Source organism: Caballeronia grimmiae (assembly GCF_000698555.1).
Lineage (GTDB): Bacteria > Pseudomonadota > Gammaproteobacteria > Burkholderiales > Burkholderiaceae > Caballeronia > Caballeronia grimmiae.
Map to the genome: position 1 here is coordinate 1 of NZ_JFHE01000060.1, position 18,824 is coordinate 18,824.

The 18,824-nt window shown below is 59.5% G+C and carries 16 protein-coding genes and 5 pseudogenes; 6 read left to right on the forward strand and 15 right to left on the reverse strand.

The window, feature by feature from the left end:
• Nucleotides 1–27: 27 nt before the first annotated feature.
• Nucleotides 28–606: pseudogene (locus BG57_RS28815) on the forward strand (transposase); the annotation flags it as partial.
• 386 nt (nucleotides 607–992) lie between these two features.
• On the opposite strand, the gene BG57_RS28820 reads toward BG57_RS28815, so the two are convergent.
• From BG57_RS28820 to BG57_RS28830, 3 genes and pseudogenes are all read right to left on the reverse strand, one after another.
• The gene (locus BG57_RS28820; protein WP_035970394.1) at nucleotides 993–1,694 is read right to left on the reverse strand and encodes a TMEM175 family protein; all 702 of its coding nucleotides are present in this window, start codon (nucleotides 1,692–1,694) and stop codon (nucleotides 993–995) included.
• Between the two features lie 146 nt (nucleotides 1,695–1,840).
• The gene (locus BG57_RS28825; RefSeq protein ID WP_035970395.1) at nucleotides 1,841–2,752 is read right to left on the reverse strand and encodes a tyrosine-type recombinase/integrase; all 912 of its coding nucleotides are present in this window, start codon (nucleotides 2,750–2,752) and stop codon (nucleotides 1,841–1,843) included.
• Between the two features lie 47 nt (nucleotides 2,753–2,799).
• Nucleotides 2,800–3,497: pseudogene (locus BG57_RS28830) on the reverse strand (nucleoside 2-deoxyribosyltransferase).
• A 623-nt stretch (nucleotides 3,498–4,120) separates the two neighbouring features.
• Here BG57_RS28830 and BG57_RS28835 point away from each other — a divergent pair.
• A complete protein-coding gene (locus tag BG57_RS28835; protein ID WP_052006074.1) occupies nucleotides 4,121–4,639 on the forward strand; it encodes an H-NS family nucleoid-associated regulatory protein in 519 nt (172 codons plus the stop codon).
• Nucleotides 4,640–4,803: 164 nt separating this feature from the next.
• Here the strand turns inward: BG57_RS28835 and BG57_RS28840 are convergent.
• Nucleotides 4,804–5,262 (reverse strand): annotated as a pseudogene (locus tag BG57_RS28840) (chemotaxis protein CheW); the annotation flags it as partial.
• 355 nt (nucleotides 5,263–5,617) lie between these two features.
• Between BG57_RS28840 and BG57_RS28845 the strand changes: the two are divergent.
• Nucleotides 5,618–7,312: a methyl-accepting chemotaxis protein gene (locus BG57_RS28845; protein WP_035970399.1), complete on the forward strand. Its 1,695-nt coding sequence runs from the start codon at nucleotides 5,618–5,620 to the stop codon at nucleotides 7,310–7,312.
• 741 nt (nucleotides 7,313–8,053) lie between these two features.
• On the opposite strand, the gene BG57_RS28850 is transcribed toward BG57_RS28845, so the two are convergent.
• The 11 genes and pseudogenes from BG57_RS28850 to BG57_RS34395 form a co-directional block, all read right to left on the reverse strand.
• Nucleotides 8,054–8,656: a hypothetical protein gene (locus BG57_RS28850; RefSeq protein WP_035970400.1), complete on the reverse strand. Its 603-nt coding sequence runs from the start codon at nucleotides 8,654–8,656 to the stop codon at nucleotides 8,054–8,056.
• Nucleotides 8,657–8,677: 21 nt separating this feature from the next.
• A complete protein-coding gene (locus BG57_RS34195) occupies nucleotides 8,678–8,812 on the reverse strand; it encodes a DUF3717 domain-containing protein (protein WP_081851027.1) in 135 nt (44 codons plus the stop codon).
• 54 nt (nucleotides 8,813–8,866) lie between these two features.
• The gene (gene istB / locus BG57_RS28855; protein ID WP_035970402.1) at nucleotides 8,867–9,640 is read right to left on the reverse strand and encodes an IS21-like element helper ATPase IstB; all 774 of its coding nucleotides are present in this window, start codon (nucleotides 9,638–9,640) and stop codon (nucleotides 8,867–8,869) included.
• On the reverse strand, nucleotides 9,637–10,665 hold the full coding sequence (gene istA, locus BG57_RS28860; protein WP_035970403.1) for an IS21 family transposase: 1,029 nt from the start codon (nucleotides 10,663–10,665) through the stop codon (nucleotides 9,637–9,639). Before istA ends, istB begins: the two co-directional genes overlap by 4 nt.
• Before the next feature lie 75 nt (nucleotides 10,666–10,740).
• Nucleotides 10,741–10,860: a DUF3717 domain-containing protein gene (locus tag BG57_RS32085; protein ID WP_081851028.1), complete on the reverse strand. Its 120-nt coding sequence runs from the start codon at nucleotides 10,858–10,860 to the stop codon at nucleotides 10,741–10,743.
• Nucleotides 10,861–11,059: 199 nt separating this feature from the next.
• Nucleotides 11,060–11,338 (reverse strand): hypothetical protein, encoded by a 279-nt coding sequence (locus BG57_RS28870; protein WP_035970405.1) that lies wholly within the window; start codon nucleotides 11,336–11,338, stop codon nucleotides 11,060–11,062.
• Between the two features lie 179 nt (nucleotides 11,339–11,517).
• Nucleotides 11,518–12,021, reverse strand: coding sequence for a hypothetical protein (locus tag BG57_RS28875; protein WP_035970406.1), 504 nt, complete (start codon nucleotides 12,019–12,021; stop codon nucleotides 11,518–11,520).
• Nucleotides 12,011–12,439 (reverse strand): hypothetical protein, encoded by a 429-nt coding sequence (locus tag BG57_RS32820; RefSeq protein WP_152562740.1) that lies wholly within the window; start codon nucleotides 12,437–12,439, stop codon nucleotides 12,011–12,013. Before BG57_RS32820 ends, BG57_RS28875 begins: the two co-directional genes overlap by 11 nt.
• 524 nt (nucleotides 12,440–12,963) lie before the next feature.
• Nucleotides 12,964–13,487: pseudogene (locus BG57_RS34205) on the reverse strand (RES family NAD+ phosphorylase).
• Nucleotides 13,484–13,855 carry an antitoxin Xre-like helix-turn-helix domain-containing protein gene (locus BG57_RS28890; protein ID WP_035970409.1) on the reverse strand — a complete coding sequence of 124 codons (372 nt, stop codon included), beginning with the start codon at nucleotides 13,853–13,855 and terminating at the stop codon, nucleotides 13,484–13,486. Before BG57_RS28890 ends, BG57_RS34205 begins: the two are co-directional and overlap by 4 nt.
• 613 nt (nucleotides 13,856–14,468) lie before the next feature.
• Nucleotides 14,469–14,566: pseudogene (locus BG57_RS34395) on the reverse strand (DapH/DapD/GlmU-related protein); the annotation flags it as partial.
• A gap of 653 nt (nucleotides 14,567–15,219) precedes the next feature.
• Here BG57_RS34395 and BG57_RS28900 point away from each other — a divergent pair.
• The 3 genes from BG57_RS28900 to BG57_RS28910 all read left to right on the forward strand — a co-directional run.
• Nucleotides 15,220–15,471 carry a hypothetical protein gene (locus BG57_RS28900; RefSeq protein WP_035970410.1) on the forward strand — a complete coding sequence of 84 codons (252 nt, stop codon included), beginning with the start codon at nucleotides 15,220–15,222 and terminating at the stop codon, nucleotides 15,469–15,471.
• Between the two features lie 358 nt (nucleotides 15,472–15,829).
• Nucleotides 15,830–16,099 carry a hypothetical protein gene (locus BG57_RS28905; protein ID WP_035970411.1) on the forward strand — a complete coding sequence of 90 codons (270 nt, stop codon included), beginning with the start codon at nucleotides 15,830–15,832 and terminating at the stop codon, nucleotides 16,097–16,099.
• Between the two features lie 978 nt (nucleotides 16,100–17,077).
• Nucleotides 17,078–18,824, forward strand: a 1,747-nt coding sequence (locus BG57_RS28910; protein ID WP_479389486.1) for a HAMP domain-containing protein, incomplete at its 3' end; no start/stop codon positions are given.

An 18,824-nucleotide genomic window follows, 5' to 3' on the forward strand; every position in this document is an offset into this window, starting at 1 on the left:
CGCTGCTCTCACCTTGTTTGACGCGCGGCACTCAAGGCGCTGGCCGACCGCGGATACTTCAATGCAACTGAAATCAAGGCCTGCGACGACGCGGGAATCGCGGCGCTGGTGCCGAAAACACAAACATCGAACGCCAGGGCTGACGGACGATTCGACCGGGCTGACTTCATCTACATTGCACGGGACGACCAGTACCTGTGCCCGGCGGGTCAACGGGCGATATACCGATACACCTCCTTCGAAAGCGCCAACCTGTTGGCGCTACGAACGTACTGGAGTAGCGCTTGCCCAAGATGCCCGATGAAAAGCGAATGCACGCCCGCTGATTACCGTCGTATCCGGCGATGGGAACATGAAGCGGTGCTTGAATCGATGCAGTCCAGACTCGATCGCCAACTCGACGCGATGACGATACGGCGGCGGACAGTGGAGCACGTGTTTGGCACACTCAAGCACTGGATGGGGTCGACACACTTCCAGACGCGCAGACTTGGCCATGTCGCCGCTGAAATGAGTTTGCACGTGCTGGCCTACAACCTCAAGCGGGTCATCAGGATTCTCGGATTCGCAAAGACGATGCGAGCGATGAAGCTGGCGGGGGTGTGAACGCGCGTGCCGACGCTGTTTGCCAATAAAACACGATCACTTCCTCTGCCTGCATCTCGGCCGCGAACAACTGCGCGCTCAACTGGACGTCATCGGTCGGCAGTTCCGCGCGTTTTTACACGACCTCGGCCGTATGCGGCCTTAATGCCCGCCACAAAGCGTTTGCCGCATGCGGGCTGCCAATGCGACGGCTGGACAAGCCCATGAGGTTGCTCACCTGCTCGTTGGTCTTGCCGCCGATAAAATGCCGACGCCCGAACGTGTTTCGGAGCACACGCGGGCTTTCTTCGGCGGCCGACAAGCCCGCGCGGCGTAGAGGTGCGCGGACACATTTCAGCAGCGTATCTGACTGCATCCGGATCACGGTCTGAGACAGCGCGCGCCCTTTACGTTTTCAATTTCTCAGCCTCACTCGGCTCCTCTCTTGGGTTGTAGCGCGGCGTGGGCTGGGGCAGCAGAAAGAAGGCGACGCACAGCAGTGCAATGGCCACTCCGAGGCGCGACGCCGCGAGTACGACGGGAACTGCAGCGATCTGGACCAGCGTCGCAACGCCGTAGCGGCGCGTCATCTGCTGGAGGAAATCGGGCGTGAGCCGTTCGTCCATCAGCCGGCGGCCTTGCATTGCATAGAACCACTCCGCCATCCACGCGCCGGCGGTCAGGGCAAGACTGGCAACCAGGGTCACTGACGCGACGGGCTCGAACTCCGTGCCGAGGTGGAAGCACCAGACCCGGATTGGATAAGGAATAACAACGATCGCCAGCAGGAAAAGCAGCTTGATCGCGCCAAACCAGTGATCGCTCTTGGCATAAATGCGACCTAAGTAATGGTGTTGCAGCCAGTAGGCACCGATCACGACATAGCAGAGAAGGAGCGCGAGGTATTCCCGCCACTGCTCCGCCATGGCGTGTGTTAGGTCGCTGTAGCCATGCGGGCCGTCTGGAGATCCGGGGACCTTAATCTCGACGATCAGCAGCGTCAGCGCAATTGCGAAGACCGCGTCGCTGAATCCCTCGAGGCGGTCAAGTCCGCGCTCTGCACCATGCGTTTCCGCGTCGGTAGATTTTTGCCTATTACGCAGCATCATATGAGTCCTTTGGCGAAAGACTCAATGCATTCCGTGTGCCGCCCACGCGTTGGCGAGTAGGGTGCAATAAGCCAAATGGATGCGTCGTGACGACGGCGGTATTAGTAGGGCGGTCGCGCAATGCAAAAAGCCACTCGAAGCAAGTCTTAACCCGCCTCGACCGTTTGGCGAAGGCGGGTGGCGGTGCGGTGGCTGGAAAGGCCCATGAGACTGCTTACTTGTTCGTTGGTCTTGCCCGCAACGATGTGCCGACGGCCGTACGTGTTTCGGAGCAGGCGCGGACTTTCGTCGGCCGCAGTTAATCCGGCCCGCTTAAGGGCTGCACGCACGCATTTGAGCATCGTGTCAGGCTGCATCGGTTTTCCTGCAGCGGTCGCGATGAACAACCATTGCGTCGCGCACTGAATGCGTCGCCGCGCGTCATGGTAGTCGCGTAAAACGTCGACCGCGAAGGCATCGATGGGCACGCGACGCGCGATGCGAGGCCCGTGCTTGTCGACGAAGACAGTGGGGCGGCCGCCGGCTACATCGAGATCATCGAGCCTCAGTTGTCTCAACTCGGCCGCCGTCACTCCGGAGGCCAGAAAGAGCGCAACGATAGCCGTGTTCCGCAGTTCCTTGAACGCAGCGCCTTCCGTCGCAACGCAAACGGCCTGTAGGCGCGCATCGTCTTCTGATGACAGATAGATCGGCGTTGGTTCGTCCTCTGGCCAACTCTCGTTGACTAGCATCTGCGCGGCGGGATTGTCGGCCCGCAGTTCGATGTTGACCAGGTGCCGCGTCAACCGATCGATCAGCTTGAGGTAACGAAGGCGGGTGGTCGTGCCGGGCGAGCAGTCCTGCGCAAGCTCGGCGAAAAAACCATCGAGGTGATCGGCCCCATAGCTCGCCACGCTCGCATGATGGGCGATCAGGTAGTCGTTGAACCGCGAGAACATCGACCGGTGTTGAACGATCGACTGGTCGGCAAAGGCGCGGCGGTCTGCGCCGGTGGCTTCTTCACGTTGCCATTGCGCGTACGCGTCTTCGGGGGCAGCAAGCCAAAGATCGTCAGGCATTTAAATCGATATACTGAAATTTGGTCACCCCAAACCATACAGCGAAGCTAACGCTTCGCCAACCCCGAGCAAGCAAGGCCGGGGCTGTCCTCGTCCGGCTTGCTCCTGATGGCATCAAGGCAAGCAGCCGGTCCGCCGACAACGAGTCGCGCGGAGCAGGCAAGCATCAGATTGACGCTCAGGCCAAAGTCCTCAATGAGATAGCCGCCCGCACAAAAAGCGCCGTTGCTTTCGGTCGCCGCTGCGGATACGCGCTCCGCCAGCGGCGCGTTGCTGGACCGATATGCGAACACGGGCTTGCCAAGGCTACCGCAAAACCGACTTCGAACGCCGTCCCGCTGTCAGGCTCGCCGGCGCCCCGAAAGTCATCGAGGTTCGCCATCACGATATCGGCCGAACGGATCAGCTGGACGTTGGCTGTATAAATGTGGCGCGCAGCGTCGTGAGGTGTGAGAGAAGCGGGGACGTTAGCGTCGAGCGGATACAGCCCAACGAAGCCGCGATCGCGGCAGAGCTGTTTGAGATGCTCGCCGTGTTCCTTCGCGTCGCGGCGGAAGACGTCGAAACCAGCTAGGTAGATGCGTGGCTCGCTCGCGGCTCGCTCGATCGGCAGAGGAGAGGGGTCAATCCTTCCTTCGCGGACCCGGCGTTTAATCCGGTTCAGCTGCTTCTTCACAGCCAAGGCGCTCTTGCCGAGACTGTTTGCGATCTGCTCGACCGGTAAGCCCTGATCGAGCAACTCCATCACGGCACGCTGCGACTTCGTCGGATTTCTTTTAGACATCGGTTTATGGCTTCGACTGCAGGGCTATTGGAACGCCTATGAGCTTCCCAATAACCCCGCGTAGTCAAGTCACCCCGGCTACGCCTGACGGCGGCTAGGGTCGGTCTTAAAGACGGCCATCATTGCGCGCAGCGTTTCGGTTTGATCTCGGAGCGAACCGGCAGCGGCGGCCGCCTGCTCGACGAGCGCTGTAATCTGCGGGGTGATGGGTCGCCGACTTGCTAGAACCAAATACCGCGCACGGCCGCTCGTCGCCGTGCTTGCTCACCGGATACCGGGACTAGTCGAACCTGCGGCATAAGATGCCTGCCGATGTTGCGCAAAATTCGAAAGACACGAGACATCGCACACCTCCAAGGTTCGTTTCGGCTCTCAATAGCAAGAGGCGGCTTCTGCCGACCCGTGTTTGCGATGTCGGCAGCGCGCGATAGTTCTTTAGAACAGCAGATGGTTCCATCTGCACTTGGATCTGGCGCAATGTCATGCCGCCGGGGCTTTCAGCCGAAGACCGGTACCGCAGCGACGATGCCTTGTAGAAAAAACATATGGCATAGTGCGGGACATCAGACAACCCAGGGCAGAATATGACGACCCTCTCAAACATCGAAGAAAGGATTAAGAAATTGCAGGCTCGAGCAGACGCGATTCAAAAGAAGCAGGCCATTGCTGCCGTCGCAAAAATTCATTCGCTCATGAAAGAGTACGGCCTGACAATCGACGACCTGACTAATCGAGGCAGCACCGGCGCAGCAAAGGGCTCTGTCGGCGCTCCGCGAGCTGCGACTGGCAAGTATCGTGATCAGAAGACGGGCGCGACGTGGGGCGGACGAGGCCGAGCGCCGGCGTGGATAGCGAACGCTAAGAATCGTGCAAGATTTCTGGTCTCTGCGGCAGTCGAGTCTAGCGATAGCGACTCGGGCAAGCGCACCGGGAACTACCCTCGTGGTCCCCAACCGGCGAAGTACCGGGATCCCAAATCGGGAGCAGAGTGGAGCGGCCGCGGCAAAGCTCCGGGATGGTTGGCATCGGTGAAGGACAGGACCAAGTTTCTGATCTCCACTGCTGATACCAAAACGGCTGGCATTAAGAAGCCGAAGTCATAAACGAACGCGACGCCGGCGCGCTCGACTAAGACCGCAAAGACGCCCAACGCGGCAAAGTCCCCCCGCGCGAAGCGGACATAGGGGCACAAGGTGGGGCGTCTTCTTTCTTTAGAGAAGGCGGCCCGCATCATTTCGTTGTCGGTGTGGCTTTTAGCTTGCGGTGTTCAGGCAATGGCGGTCTCGACCAGCGCCATTTCCTCGCTCGTGATGAGCTTCTCAATGTCCATCAAAATCAACATGCGGTCGTCGATCGTCCCGATGCCGGTGATGTAGTCGGTATTGACCGTCGAATTGAAGCCCGGTGCTGGCCGGATTTGCTCGGGCGTGAGCGTCTGCACGTCGGATACGCCGTCAACGACGATGCCCACCACGCGTCCTGCCACGTTGAGCACAACAACAACCGTCTGGTCGTCGCAGACGGCGCTCTCCAACTCGAACTTCAGGCGCATATCGGCAATCGGCACGATGACGCCGCGCAGGTTGATGACGCCCTTCATGAACACCGGGGCGTTGGCCACGCGCGTCACCGCGTCGTATCCACGGAGTTCCTGAACCTTCAGGATGTCGATGCCGTACTGCGCTTGGCCCAGACTGAAGATGAGGAATTCTTTTGCGCCCGCTTCGGGCGTGCCTTTCTTTGGTCGCTGTTCATTTATTCAAGTGCCGTTCGGGTTGCCTTAGCGCCGCCCATATCGACGGACGCTGCTACTGCGGACAACGGCACGTTGGAAAAAAACTGAACACGGGAGGGAGCCTTTGCAGGATCGAGCAGCAGCCTAGCGCGGCCAAACGAAGATGTTGGCGCATGCGGGCATCGTTACCGATTTCATTCCGGGACCATGCGAAGTTGAAGACTTCTTGCTGAACTGTGCGCGATGCACTGCCGATAAACATTGATCGTCTTCTATTCGAGAAGCGGCAGGCACCCGCGACGGCGCGATCGTATTGCCTTACTGTCGAGCGCTAGAACTAAGAACAATGAAGAACCTCACGATTCGGGCGCGGCTTGCGCTCACCATGGCTTTCCTCGGTTTTCTGCTGGCGCTCTCAGTCGGCTTCGGGTTGTACGGCATCACTACTACTTATTCATCGGCCAAAGACATCGCTGACAATTCGCTGCCAGCGGTCAACGCTCTGGGCATATCGAACAATTACATCGCGCGGGCGCGGCTTGCGCTCGACCGCTATGCGATAAATCCGGCGGACAAAGACGCTGGCGGACTGGTCGCACGCGCCAATGGATTCATGCGCCAATCAGACGAGTGGTACAGCAAATATGACTCTCTTCCGCGCGAAGCCGACGAGAATGCATTGGCGAAGAACGTTGCGGACGCTCGCGCCGATATGCGACAAGCCATCAACAGGTTCAGCGCAGCGATCGAAGCGGGCGACAAAGAAGCGATAAGCCGCATCGCGTTCCACGATATGCCGACGTCGTACACCCAGTGTATTGAGGCCTTCGGAAAGCTGCAGGACTTCCAAATTGCTGATGCGAAGCGTCAGACGGCCGAGAGCGACGCCCGCGTCTCGACGCTGCGCACCCTTGGAGTGTTGGCATTGCTCGTGGGTCTCGCTACCGCAGCGCTTGGCTGGTTCTTGCTGCGCCGGGCAATCATGACGCCACTTACCGAGGCCCTGAAGCACTTCGAGCACATTTCTAACGGCGACCTCACGCACGAGGTGTCGATTAGGACGCGCGACGAGATGGGGCAACTGCTTGCCGGCGTCGCCGCGATGAAAGAAGAATTGGCCGCCACGGTGGGGACTGTCCGCCTGAGCAGTGAGGCGATTGCCAGCGCCAGCAAACAGATCGCTGCTGGCAATACGGACCTGTCATCTCGTACCGAGGAGCAAGCGGCTTCGCTTCAGGAAACGGCCGCGAGCATGGAAGAGCTTACCTCCACGGTCAAGCAGAACTCTGAGAACGCCAAGCAGGCGAGTGGCCTTGCGGACAACGCCAACGTCGTCGCCAACGAGGGCAGTGCCATCGTCGGTCAGGTCGTAGACACCATGGCGGGCATCGAGGAAAGCTCCACGAAGATCGCTGAGATCATCGCCATGATCGAAGGCATCGCCTTCCAGACCAACATCTTGGCGCTCAACGCGGCGGTCGAAGCAGCGCGCGCAGGCGAGCAGGGCCGCGGCTTCGCGGTAGTCGCGAGCGAAGTCCGCAGCCTCGCACAGCGCTCATCAGCCGCTGCAAAAGAGATCAAAGATTTGATTGAAACCTCCGGCAACCGAGTGCAAGCGGGGACGGAACTCGTCGCGCGGGCAGGGGAGACCATGCAGCGCGTTGGCACCGCCATCCAGCGCGTCACCGACATCATGGGCGAGATTGCCTCGGCGTCTAACGAGCAAAGCCGCGGCATCGAGCAAGTGAATCAAGCGATTTCGCAGATGGACGAGGTGACCCAGCAGAATGCTGCGCTCGTTGAAGAAGCAGCGGCAGCAGCGGGGTCGATGGAGGATCAAGCCAAGCAACTGTCCGCGGCCGTCGCCGTCTTCCGCACTGCCCAAACGCTCTCTGTCGCATCGACAATCAAGCGCACGCCGCAGATGGCGCGCCCGTCGACCGCCAAGAAAGCGCCGACGGTGACAAAAGTGGCGAAGCCAGCGCCCGCTGCCGCCCAACCCGTTCACGCGGGGGACGATGGCGATTGGTCGACGTTTTAGCCTGGGGCGTGGTTGCCATGCCGTTAACTAGTGAGCCGCTGACGGCGGAAGCGGCCACTGCGGAAGCGCTGCCTTTCAAAGACCGCTCAGACGCGGAGCGCCTAGTCCGCTACGAAATGCATGACATGGTCAAGCAACTCCATCAGCTCCGGCGTCGCTTGGCTGGGATCGAAAGACCGCGCCTCGCAAGAGGCGGTTGAGTCCGTCATCAAGGCCTGCGTCGAACTGGACAAATTCCTCCGATCGGATGGCGCCCGGAAAGCGTCGGATCGGACGGCTCATCCGTGACTGCATTGCTGCCTGGGGATGCCTTTTAAGCGCGCGCCCCGGCAAGCCAAACACTGACCGAGTAACCACCGGCACCGGGACATGAAGACACACAAAGACAGCAGATCATCGAGCCGCGAAGTTTTCGGCTGCTCCGGACGGCAGCTTGACGCGATCCTGCAGTACGCTGAGAAGCGCTGTTACGACGAGCGGCCACTGCATTGGGTCGTCGCACAATACCTCCGCTTGCCTGCCCATGGCGTGATCGTGCACGGCGCGGCTTGAAGGTCGGCAGTACTCGAACAAAAGGAAAAGGAAAGGGTTTTCACCGATGGCATATGCTGATACGCGCTTGTTGGTAGTCGATGATTTGGCTTGGCGCGCGAGCTACTGCAAACGACGGCAGGCTGAGCATCGGCGAAAGCACGCCCACATACATTTGACTGTGTCGACGTAGTGGCTGCGTTTGACCCGTCAGATGCGAGTCAACATGACTTGTTCCGCTGTCGCGAGAAGCGCTCGCGCGTACTCCGAGGCATAAATATCGTCGTTGTGGTCGGTTCGACCGAAGACCACGGGATTTACACGCCGCGCCTCTCCAACGAACGCCGAACGGGCGGCCGCCGATACGAACGTGACATCTGCGACGATTCTCTCTGCAATATCGTCGACTTCGCCGATTCTGATTCCTTCATCAGACACGACCGTCGCGGTCGCGTTAATGCCACGGCGGGTTTCGGTGAACGCTATGGACGAGGGGTCGATCCGAAAAGCCATCGCGTCAATGCCGAAATGCTTGCTGATCGCCTCGCACGCATGTACAAGCGCGAAAGACACTTGCTTTTCCTCGTCTAAGCCTTTGCTCTTGGGGCAGAAATAGCCCGCGTACAGAACGTCGCCGATTATCTCCGTTGCAACCCAGTCGGTGAGGTCTTCTTCGAACGCTCGCGTGTCGCTGCTGGCTGATGCAAACATGCGCAGCGCATCCGCCTTCGATACCTCTCGCGAATAGATCTCGACGCGGCCACCGCCGGCCACAGCGTCGATCCATATCAGGGCGCTAGCGGCGTTCGACACGTTTGTCCCCTCTCGTCGGAATCAAAAAAGTTCCTTCTGGGCGAGCGCAAGACCTATCGCCTCGTTCTGTTCCGCCGTCAACTTTCTCGCTTCGACGCGCTCTCGTCGATGGAATATCATCGTTCCGTAGACGTCCGCCAACACTGTCAAACGCATTCGAAATCTGAGCCACTTCGCGCATGAGCGCGCAAAGTAAATCTGAGCCAATCGTTACTTCTTCGATGCCGGAACGTAGCCGGCCTTGCGTTGTTGTTTCAGTCGGTAGCTGTCTCCTTTGATCTGGATGATGTGGGCGTGGTGGAGGATGCGGTCGAGCATTGCGGCGGTGAGCGTGGCGTTGCCGCCGAACGTCTCGTCCCACTGCGTGAACGGCAGATTGCTGGTCAGGATCATCGAACCTCGCTCGTAGCGCTTCGCGACGATCTGGAAGAAGTGACTGGCCTGATCACCCGAGAGCGGCAGGTAGCCGATTTCGTCGACGATGAGCAACCGTGGGCCGAGGATGTTGTGGCGAAGAACAGCGTCATAACGTTCTTGCCTGCGCGCGGCCTCGAGCTGCAACATCAGATCGGCCGCCGTGATGAACTTCGTCTTGATGCCGGCTTGCGTTGCTGCGTACCCGATGGCGATTGCCAGGTGGGTCTTGCCCACGCCAGATGGGCCGAGCAGCACGGCGTTCTCGCCCCGCTCGATAAAGCGCAGCGTGGCGAGTTCGTCGATGGCCTTGCGCGGCGCTCCGACCGCAAAACTGTAGTCGTAGTCGTCGAGCGTCTTGATGGCCGGGAACCCTGCCATGCGCACCAGCGTTTGCCGTGACCGAACCTGTCTCGTCTCACGTTCGTGCGCCAGCGCGTTCTCGAGGAAGTCGAGGAAGCTCCATTCCTTGGTCGACGCGTCGCCGGCGAGTGCGAGGTATCGGTTCATCAGCCCCTCAAGCTTCAGGCTGTGGCAATGGGCGTCGATGCGTTCTTGTTGCAAGTTCATGCGCGCACCTCGGTGAGCAGTTGCTGATAGACCGACAGCGGGTGCTGTATCGACATCGAGGAATCAACCTGGGCTCGCGCAACGGGAAGCGCAACCCTCTGCACTCCGCTAAAGCCAGGCAAGTCCTGCAGGTACGGACGCTCGCTCTGCTCCAGCCAAACTGCGGGCGCAAAGCCTGTCACCGGATGAACGCGCTGGTTGGCGACGTCTCGCAGCCATTTGCCAAGTTCTGCGTTGGCGGTGTCGACGTCGAGCATAAGCCCCGACTGCTTGAGCTGACTCGTTAGCGGCACATAGAAGTTGCCTCGCAGATATCGGTGGAATCGTTCAATCTTGCCCTTCGTTCTAGGTCGATGCGGTTGGCACAACCTGGGCATGAAGTTGTACCGCCTGGCCAAGTCGAGAAGTCCAGCGTGCCACCGATGCTGACCCGCGCCGTAGGCATCACGCTGAACCACGATGGTCTTGGCGTTGTCGTACAGGATCTCGCGCGGCACACCGCCCAACGCATCGAACAACGCGTGGTGACACGCGACCAGGGTCGCGGCCCTCTCATTCGTGGTGAAACGCGCCCAACGCCAGCGGCTGAACCCGAGCGTCGCCGTGAAGGCGTAGAGAGGCTGCGCGCCTCGGCGGAACACAACGAAGTCGCATTGCATCTGGCGCCCCGGATCGGTCTCGAACCGCACGACAGGGTCGGGCTTCGCCACCGTCTTGTGAAGCTTCATCAGCGCCTGAAGACTGCGCAACTGCCCGTCGTAGCCCAGCGCACGTAACTCTCGAAGCAGGGCAGGCGCTGCGATCGTCTCAGGCGCGGCGGCTCGCATGCGCTCAACGACATACGTCTCGAACGCATCAAGCTTGGTAGCCCGGGGGGCTCGCTGCTTATAGCGCGGCACCTCTTGTGCCGACAAATACCGCGTCACCGTGTTGCGTGAAATGCCCAGGCGACGCGCGATCTCGCGTTCGGATAAGCCCTGAGCTTTGAGCACATGGATTTGCATCCACTGTTCCTTCTGGAGCATCGCCGGCCTCTGCGCGCAAAAGACCGACTGTACTGAAAGGTGGCTCAGTTTTACTTCGCGCGGAGTGGCTCATTATTACTTTGCGCCCAACAACACCCGTGCTCTCGGGCAGACAGCAAAGTCATCCGTCGCCGCCTGCCGCGATCGCCAGTAGTTGATGGCGTTCTCAATATCAGTGATCGTGTACTCGTTCATCCTGCTAGCTGCCGTTGCTCTATCAAATGCGGATCATATTCCTCTTCGTCGGGTGTTGTCGGCGAGGCCTCGACGATCGCATCGCATTTTTCTCGGACGGAGTGAGGGCAACGCTTTTGGCCAGAGCCTTGCGTGACCCCGTGCAGGAAGCGCTAGTGGTTGATCGCCCCTTTATCGATATCGGTATTGAAGTGAGCGCTCAAGCTGCTTGACGGATCTTCAGTAGTCGCTTGATTCCATCGCGAGTAAGGCTGGGGTTTACCGCCTTCGCCGACACGATCTCCCTCAGTTCGTCGTCCGAGTAGGCCGCGAGAACAGAAAGTTCGCCCACTCCGAACAGCGCTTCCAGCTCGGCTCGGTATCGTGATTGGAAAAAGCGCTGATAGACGCGCACGTATTGGGCGGTCTTAGGCTTCGACACGCCCCAGTTAAGTTCGGCAAATGCGTAGAAAAAGGATGCCGCTTTTCGCTCGGCCATGGCGACGCTGGACCCCTCACACTGGGCCTAGTCGACCAAACGTCTAACTATTTCCTCTTTGCACTGCACTAAAGTCTCGCCGAAGGCGAACACATTGACTGGCGGCTTTTTGAACACGGTTTTTCTATGCCCACAATGGCTTTTGTTGACGACGACAGCGCAGGCTCGCAGCGGACCTTCTAGTGCAGCGGGCCACGGGTCAGCGCCATCTCCCGCTTCATTTCGTCCGGCGGGTTTTCCTTTATGTCGTCCATGGCTTCCACGAACGCCTCGTAGAACTCGGCGAGCTCCGGATATTCATCTTGCAGTCGCGCCATGCCGCGTTCGCGCTCGTCGATCAACGCTGTGACGTTAGCGGGCTGAAGCGCTGCGCGAACTTCAACGGGCGAGAAGCCGAAATACTTCTCGGCGGCATCGATGGCATGCTCCCTTGCGAACGCGACCGTCCCATTAGGGCCCCGAAGGCCGGGAGCCGAGTAGCCCAACAGCAAGACATCGCCCTGAGTCTCGGTCGCGAGCAACGTCGCGACGTCCTCTTTCATCTGTCGAGGGTCACTGCTCGCCTCAGCGAACATTCGGAGCGCGTCAGCCCCCGTGACTTCCTTGCTCAGAAGCTCGACGCATCCGCCGTACACGTCAATCTGCAGGTTGACGTAGATGATCGTATTGTCGTCAATCGTCATAACTTTTCCGAATTGATTTCAATGTGCGCGGCTGAGTTTGCAAGCGCGTTTTAATCGCTGCGCCTGTGAGGTCCATATCGGCTTGCTTCATCTGAATGGCTGCTTTGCGCTTCGTCGGTCTCGGTGGCCAGCATCTCCAGGTCGGCGATACCGAACAGGCTCTCAAGCTCGGCGCGCATCTCGAACTCACCGAACCGCTCAAACATATTGACGAGCTGCCTTGCTCGGCCGCGCGGACGTTCATCTCTTCCGCGAATTTGCCAAGGAACGTCGCCGCTTTGCGCTGCACGGCGACGTGAGACATCTCGGTGCCGCCTCTTGACTTGATAATCTCTTCGACCGCGCGCCTCTTCATGTGGGCGAACACGCTCGCTCGATTCATATATGCGGCCGTCGTTTCTTGCGTTTGTTGCGTCATTTGACTTCGTCGAAAAAATGCCCCGTTGCCGGCAACGTTACCGCTGGGCGGGGGCCTGGTGCCGACCCTACTGGTGCATAACGGCATCCGCAGGTCGGTTTTTAGTCCCTTTCTCACGACAGTCGCCCCAACGTCAAAGGCTATCCGATGCGTCCGGAAGTCAAGGCTGGGGGCGACGAGACGCCGCGAGCCTAGGAACGGTCGGATCGGAGCGCCGTGAACCGGTGAAAGTCCCCTTCCTGCCCCGCTCAATGGTGATAATTCGTATTATCACCAATGCGTTTAATGGGTAAAACCAGGGGCGGTGCATCTGAGTCCCGTCCAGGCGCGACTTTCACGTAATCAGTGACGGTCTGCTCAACCCCTATCGCAGGCGAAATTACTCCGACCGGCACCAGAAGATCGAACCTGTAATCGAGCAGACGCCGGCTATCTGAGCCGACGGACCCGTTGAATGCCGTCTAAGGAATGCACCTCGGCCAGGGCCGGCGGCTACTCCCACCGCGCAGCGCATACAACGCCGACTACCGTGGCCAGCTCAACTGGTTCCTGGGAAGATGCTCGTTGGGGTCGTTCACCTCAATTGAATTGCCGTTAGCTAGTCGATCGATGAACACCACCACGGTGGTGCCCCCGGCGTGCGCTTGACTCGGAAAAACGATTCCGGTGTAGCCAACGTCCCGGACTAGGTCGCTCAGCACCCAAGTCGGCGGCTCGACATGTTGCTCGAACTTCCAGTAGCGCCAGTCCTCGCGCCAATCGCGCCAAAGCTCATCCCAATTCCCTCTGTCGAGCTGCCGCAGGTCCACCAGGTCACTAAGATCGGCCACGTACGAGCAGATGGTGCACGGCGGAAGGAAAGCGGAGGTCTGCTGGTATCGCGCAGCGCTGTCAGTACTTCCAGCGACAGGTACAGCGCCTCGACCCCTTCGCGGTTGAAGCGTCCACCCTTCAGCGCGGCGCCCGCGCCGCTCATGGGGCGGGCGGCCCAGCGCGGAGTGTGGGCGCGATAGAGTGTGGTTCCCTTCGGCAGATCGGTGAGGATCATCCAACGAAACCTGCGCTGATAGATTCTAGGTAGTCGATCGCATCCTCGGTTCGGCCATCCTGCACCAACTGGAGGATCGTCTTATGACGAAACGCCGGGATTGGATGGTTCTTGATGAAGAACAGCGCGCGTTCAAGGTCCGGTTGAAGCGCGACAGCCGCCGACACAACTCGCATCAGGTCACGCAGGGCGCTCTGGAGCCTCGGCGACTCGGGATGGGTGCGCAGTGTGTTCCGGTGCACGCCGGCAATGGCGGCCAGATCCTGCTGCTGCAACCCGAGCACGTTAGCGAGGTTCACCGCCGAAAGTCGGGAGGTTCCCGCTTCTCGGGCAGATTCCAACACGTCAGCAAAGGTGTCTGGACTCATCTCTTGGCTCCGACGAGCATGCAATGGGCACATTATACGCACAGTGTCGGCATAGTGGGTGCGGCGCCGAAAATCGGTTTGTTTCAGGGAAACGCGTGGCTGGGCGTCTCACTTGTCTGCTAACTACGCACATACATAAGAGCGATTCCTTTTATGTCGAGCTCCAAAGCCATAAGAGGCTATCCAGGCAGTAATTTCAGAACTTGCAACTCGACGGCGGAAATGGATACGCTGCCGGCCGGCTTCCGGGCCCACAGTTTCACGCGACGTCTCGTAGAAGTATGACCTTGCGCCTGCGTGTTCCCGCCCATCACGTCGTAAGGCCGAAATCATGCTGCGCACGGCTTCCTATTGCCATCGACTGGCTGGCGCGCCCGGGGTCGTGACTAAAACCAGAACCGCGGTTGTGGAGGCGAGATGCCCGTGTTCGGCATGACAACACCATGCGCGTCATCGACGCGGCGCTGTGCTCGACTCTGAGAATGAGAGGGTTGATCTCAACGCCAGTTGCCCGTTTATAGCCGGACCTCGAAACGGAGCTTGTCCTTCTCTGTGATTCCCCGAATTGCTTGCAAGGGCGCCCGTGCCGCCAGGATGTTGGCCGGCAAACTGCGAGTGACAACGCTGCCCGACCCAACGACGGCGCCATCGCCAATCTCAACGCCCGGCATCACATGCGCGCTACCGCCCGAGCCAGACGGCGCTTCCAATCTTCACGGGCCTCCCGATATATGCACCCTTGCATCGTCGGTACGGTCAAGCGAGTGGTTCGCCGTGAGGATGAGCATGGAGCAGTGCACGTCGCTGCAGATTACGCCTTTTCGAGAAACGGCTGAGTGCGCCGAGCAAAGTACATTTCGATCGTCCTCTGCCGGCGCAAGCTAAACGACGTGCGAGGTGCGCTTAAGCTGACTGCCAACGGCAACGCAGCTTGCGCCATATTAGGCGTTCCTCACCCTACACTCGTCTCGCGACAAAACCAAACAAGATGACGCGCCCGTGGCTCTGCTTCTTGGTAGAGGCGCTTTGCACGTCCTGCGGACCAAGCTGGCGGCGCTGAATAGCGGGATCGAGGAGCGGGAGCCGATCTCGACTTCCACAGAATATTCCCAGTCTTGATAACAGTATCCTAGAGGCGGCCATGGCCGCGCGATTTGCCGCACCGTCGATATCGCGGCGCGTTGGGGCGATTGTTCTCAGTCCCACAATGGTCAGTTTCCCGTGCCTCTATTGATGAACTCCCCAGATGGCTTAATGTTCGACACACGGGTTTCAAAGGCAATGTCGGAGACCTGAAGAGAGACGACGCCAGCTCGAGTATCGACCCCGTAGCCGTCTCGAGTAGGCATTTTGGAAGGAAGCAAATGAGAAACGACGCGATGGATTTTCTCGGTGCCGGCGAGCAGGACGGTACTAACGAGCAGGCTGAAGTTGCTGCGGGGCAGGACCGTCGTTGGAGGTGGAAGTCAGGCGAGCGCGCTCACGGAGCGAACTGGGCGTGGGCGCATCAAACCGAGTCGTACGACTGGATGGACCGGCACGATCTGCTTCGTGCGTCGGACGGCTGCGCGTCGGACGACGCCGGCTCCCATCACGTTTTCCCGACGAAGGAATGAGATTTCTGATGCCGCGCCGCTTAAATTCGGCTTCATGCAATCAAGCAAGGGAAAGCGTATTAGAAGTCAGACCAAAACTCCCCCTTCAGGAAAGATTTGGCGAGATATAACTCATCTCGTGCATTGCTTTGCGGCGCCACGGGATATGTAGTCGAGTACCGCGGTCACCCGCTTGTTCCGCTGCGCCATTTGCTTTCGGAGGCTACCAGCCTGCGGTTATAGAGGACTTCAAAAGACTATCTCATAGAATCCGACGCAGATCAGAAGAGCGCCGGCGAACGCACCGGTCTATCGTCCCACCCAGTGCGCTCCCAATTTGTCCAGGTAGATGCCGAGCCGGATTTTGAGTCGAAGAGCCGTGCTCGCAATCCTCGATGCTGGCAAGGCAACGGGCGAATGGCACTCCAGCGCGGCGATCGTCGAGTCGCTGAGCACCGTCGTGAATGAGCACGATCGCCACATGAGAGAGGTGCAATTCGGCCTAGTTTTGGCTGCTTTCGATGACATCGCGACATCACCCTTCGAGTATCAATTCGAACTGATATGCCGCATACCCGCGTGGGCGCTCGAGGCGTGGACGTGGCTACGCGCAAATTCCGAGGAGAGTGAACACGACGTCGACGCATGACCAGAGACGACAAGAAACGACAGACCGAGCAGTTTCGAATGGCTGACTACGAATCTGTCCGTCAAAACGGGTCAACGTCACGCAGCCACGAGATGCGATTCCGCGCCCGCGCGAACCCTCACTAGGGTTCAGCAACTGCGATGCTGTCGCTCGGCGCAGCCCCGGAAAAGCTCATCATGAACGGGGCTACGCCACCAGGTTTGGCCGTGACAGGCGGCCGTTGGTTTCAACCCAATGGTTCTCTCTTTGTCGCGGAGTCGCCCGTCCGGGCGTTGCCGAGAATCGCCGGAAGCGCTCTCGCGTGTTTGGGCGCAACGGCAGAAGTCTAGGCAAGGGTACGCCGACGCGCAGTAGCGGGACTTCTCGGAACTACCAGAAATAAAACTGCGAAAAGCTGTCGCTTTTTCCGTGTTTCGACGCTACGAATTGGTTAACCAATCGGATTCGGGTTTGCTCTAAGCATCGCTTAATCTAATTGGTATATGATCGCGCGCGCCTAGAAGGGGTCGTTCTTGAGCCTGTGCTTATGCTCCCTCAGGTGTTCGGGACCGTATCGCGATGTCACGCAAACCCGAATCCACACGCATGATGGCGGCCGCCACACCGCTTGACGAACACTCCCGGCCGGGGATTCGAATGAACGCCATATCGGAAGAAAAAGATACGCTCACCGACAGTGAGATCCAATTGATGGTGCGGGTCGTCACTGCCTTGCGGGAAGGAGAGGCTGTACCGGAGTTGCCAGCCGACTGGACCGGCAGCAAAGGACAGCTCGCAGCGCAACTGAACATGCTGGCTGACCAATGCATGCATCAGGCGCTCGCGTTCGGACGTGCCGCCGGGAATACGACAGCACGCGCAGGCGGCAGTGTGCCGAGGGTCGAAGAAGAAGGGCGGAGCGGCTTCTGGCTGCAACAGGCCCGTCAGTTCAACGCATTGATAGCAGAAACTGATAGTGCAAGCGCGTGTACCCGGGAAATCTACAGCTCGCTCGTCGCTCTGAGAAAGGGAGAGGCCGCCGCGCTTCCCGCCGACTGGCATGGTCTGCATGGCAAGCTCGCGGACGTCTTCAACGATGTCCTCGATCAGAATATCCGCATGTCTGACGAGCTCGCGCGACTCAGCCGGGCCGTCGGAAAGGAAGGTCGCATTCACGAGCGTGCCACATTGCCCGATCCCCGCGGTTTCTGGCGGCGCTCGATCGACGCGGTCAATTCGCTGATCGTCGATCTGGTCCACCCAACCAGCGAAGTGGCACGCGTCATCGGCGCGGTGGCGCAGGGCGATCTCAGCAAGAGCATGGCGCTCGAAGCGGACGGACGGGCGCTCGAAGGCGAATTCCTGCGCACGGCGAAGATCATTAACCGAATGGTGGAGCAGCTCGGCACGTTTGCGGCGGAGGTCACGCGCGTCGCGCGCGAGGTCGGCACCGAAGGCGAACTCGGCGGTCAGGCGGACGTGCAGGGCGTCGCCGGCACATGGAAAGACCTGACCGATTCCGTGAACTCAATGGCCGGAAACCTGACGAGCCAGGTGCGAAACATCGCGGAAGTGACCAAGGCGGTCGCGGCGGGCGACTTGTCCAAGAAAATCACCGTCGACGTCAAGGGCGAAATTCTTGAGTTGAAAAACACCATCAACACGATGGTCGATCAGTTGCGCTCGTTCGCCTCCGAGGTGACGCGGGTGGCGCGCGAGGTGGGCACCGAAGGCAAGCTCGGCGGCCAAGCGGATGTCAAGGGCGTCGCGGGAACGTGGAAGGACCTCACCGACAACGTCAACTTCATGGCGGGCAATCTGACGAGCCAGGTGCGCAATATCGCAGAAGTCACGACGGCCGTGGCGGCCGGCGACCTTTCGAAGAAAATCACCGTCGATGTGAAGGGTGAAATCCTCGAACTGAAGAACACCATCAACACGATGGTCGATCAGTTGAGATCCTTTGCTTCGGAAGTGACACGCGTGGCGCGCGAAGTCGGTACGGAAGGCAAGCTCGGCGGCCAGGCCGACGTGAAAGGTGTCGCCGGAACGTGGAAGGACCTGACTGACTCCGTCAACTCGATGGGCAGTAACCTGACTGCTCAGGTGCGCAACATCGCGGACGTGACTACCGCCGTGGCCGCCGGCGATCTCTCGAAGAAGATCACGGTCGACGTGAAAGGCGAAATCCTTGAACTGAAGAACACCATCAATACGATGGTTGACCAGTTGAGCTCGTTCGCGTCGGAAGTGACACGCGTCGCGCGCGAAGTCGGGACGGAAGGCAAGCTGGGTGGTCAGGCCGATGTGCAGGGCGTAGCCGGAACGTGGAAGGACCTCACCGATTCGGTGAATTCAATGGGCGGCAATCTGACCGCGCAGGTGCGTAACATTGCCGAGGTGACCACCGCTGTCGCTGCGGGTGACCTCTCGAAGAAGATTACGGTGGACGTCAAGGGCGAAATCCTCGAACTCAAGAACACGATCAACACGATGGTCGACCAGTTGCGCTCGTTCGCCTCGGAAGTGACACGTGTCGCGCGAGAGGTCGGCACGGAAGGCAAGCTCGGCGGTCAGGCCAACGTGCAAGGAGTGGCGGGGACGTGGAAGGATTTGACCGACTCGGTCAATTCGATGGGCAGCAACCTGACTGCGCAGGTGCGCAACATCGCGGACGTGACGACGGCGGTAGCCGCGGGCGATCTTTCGAAGAAGATCACCGTCGATGTGAAGGGTGAAATCCTCG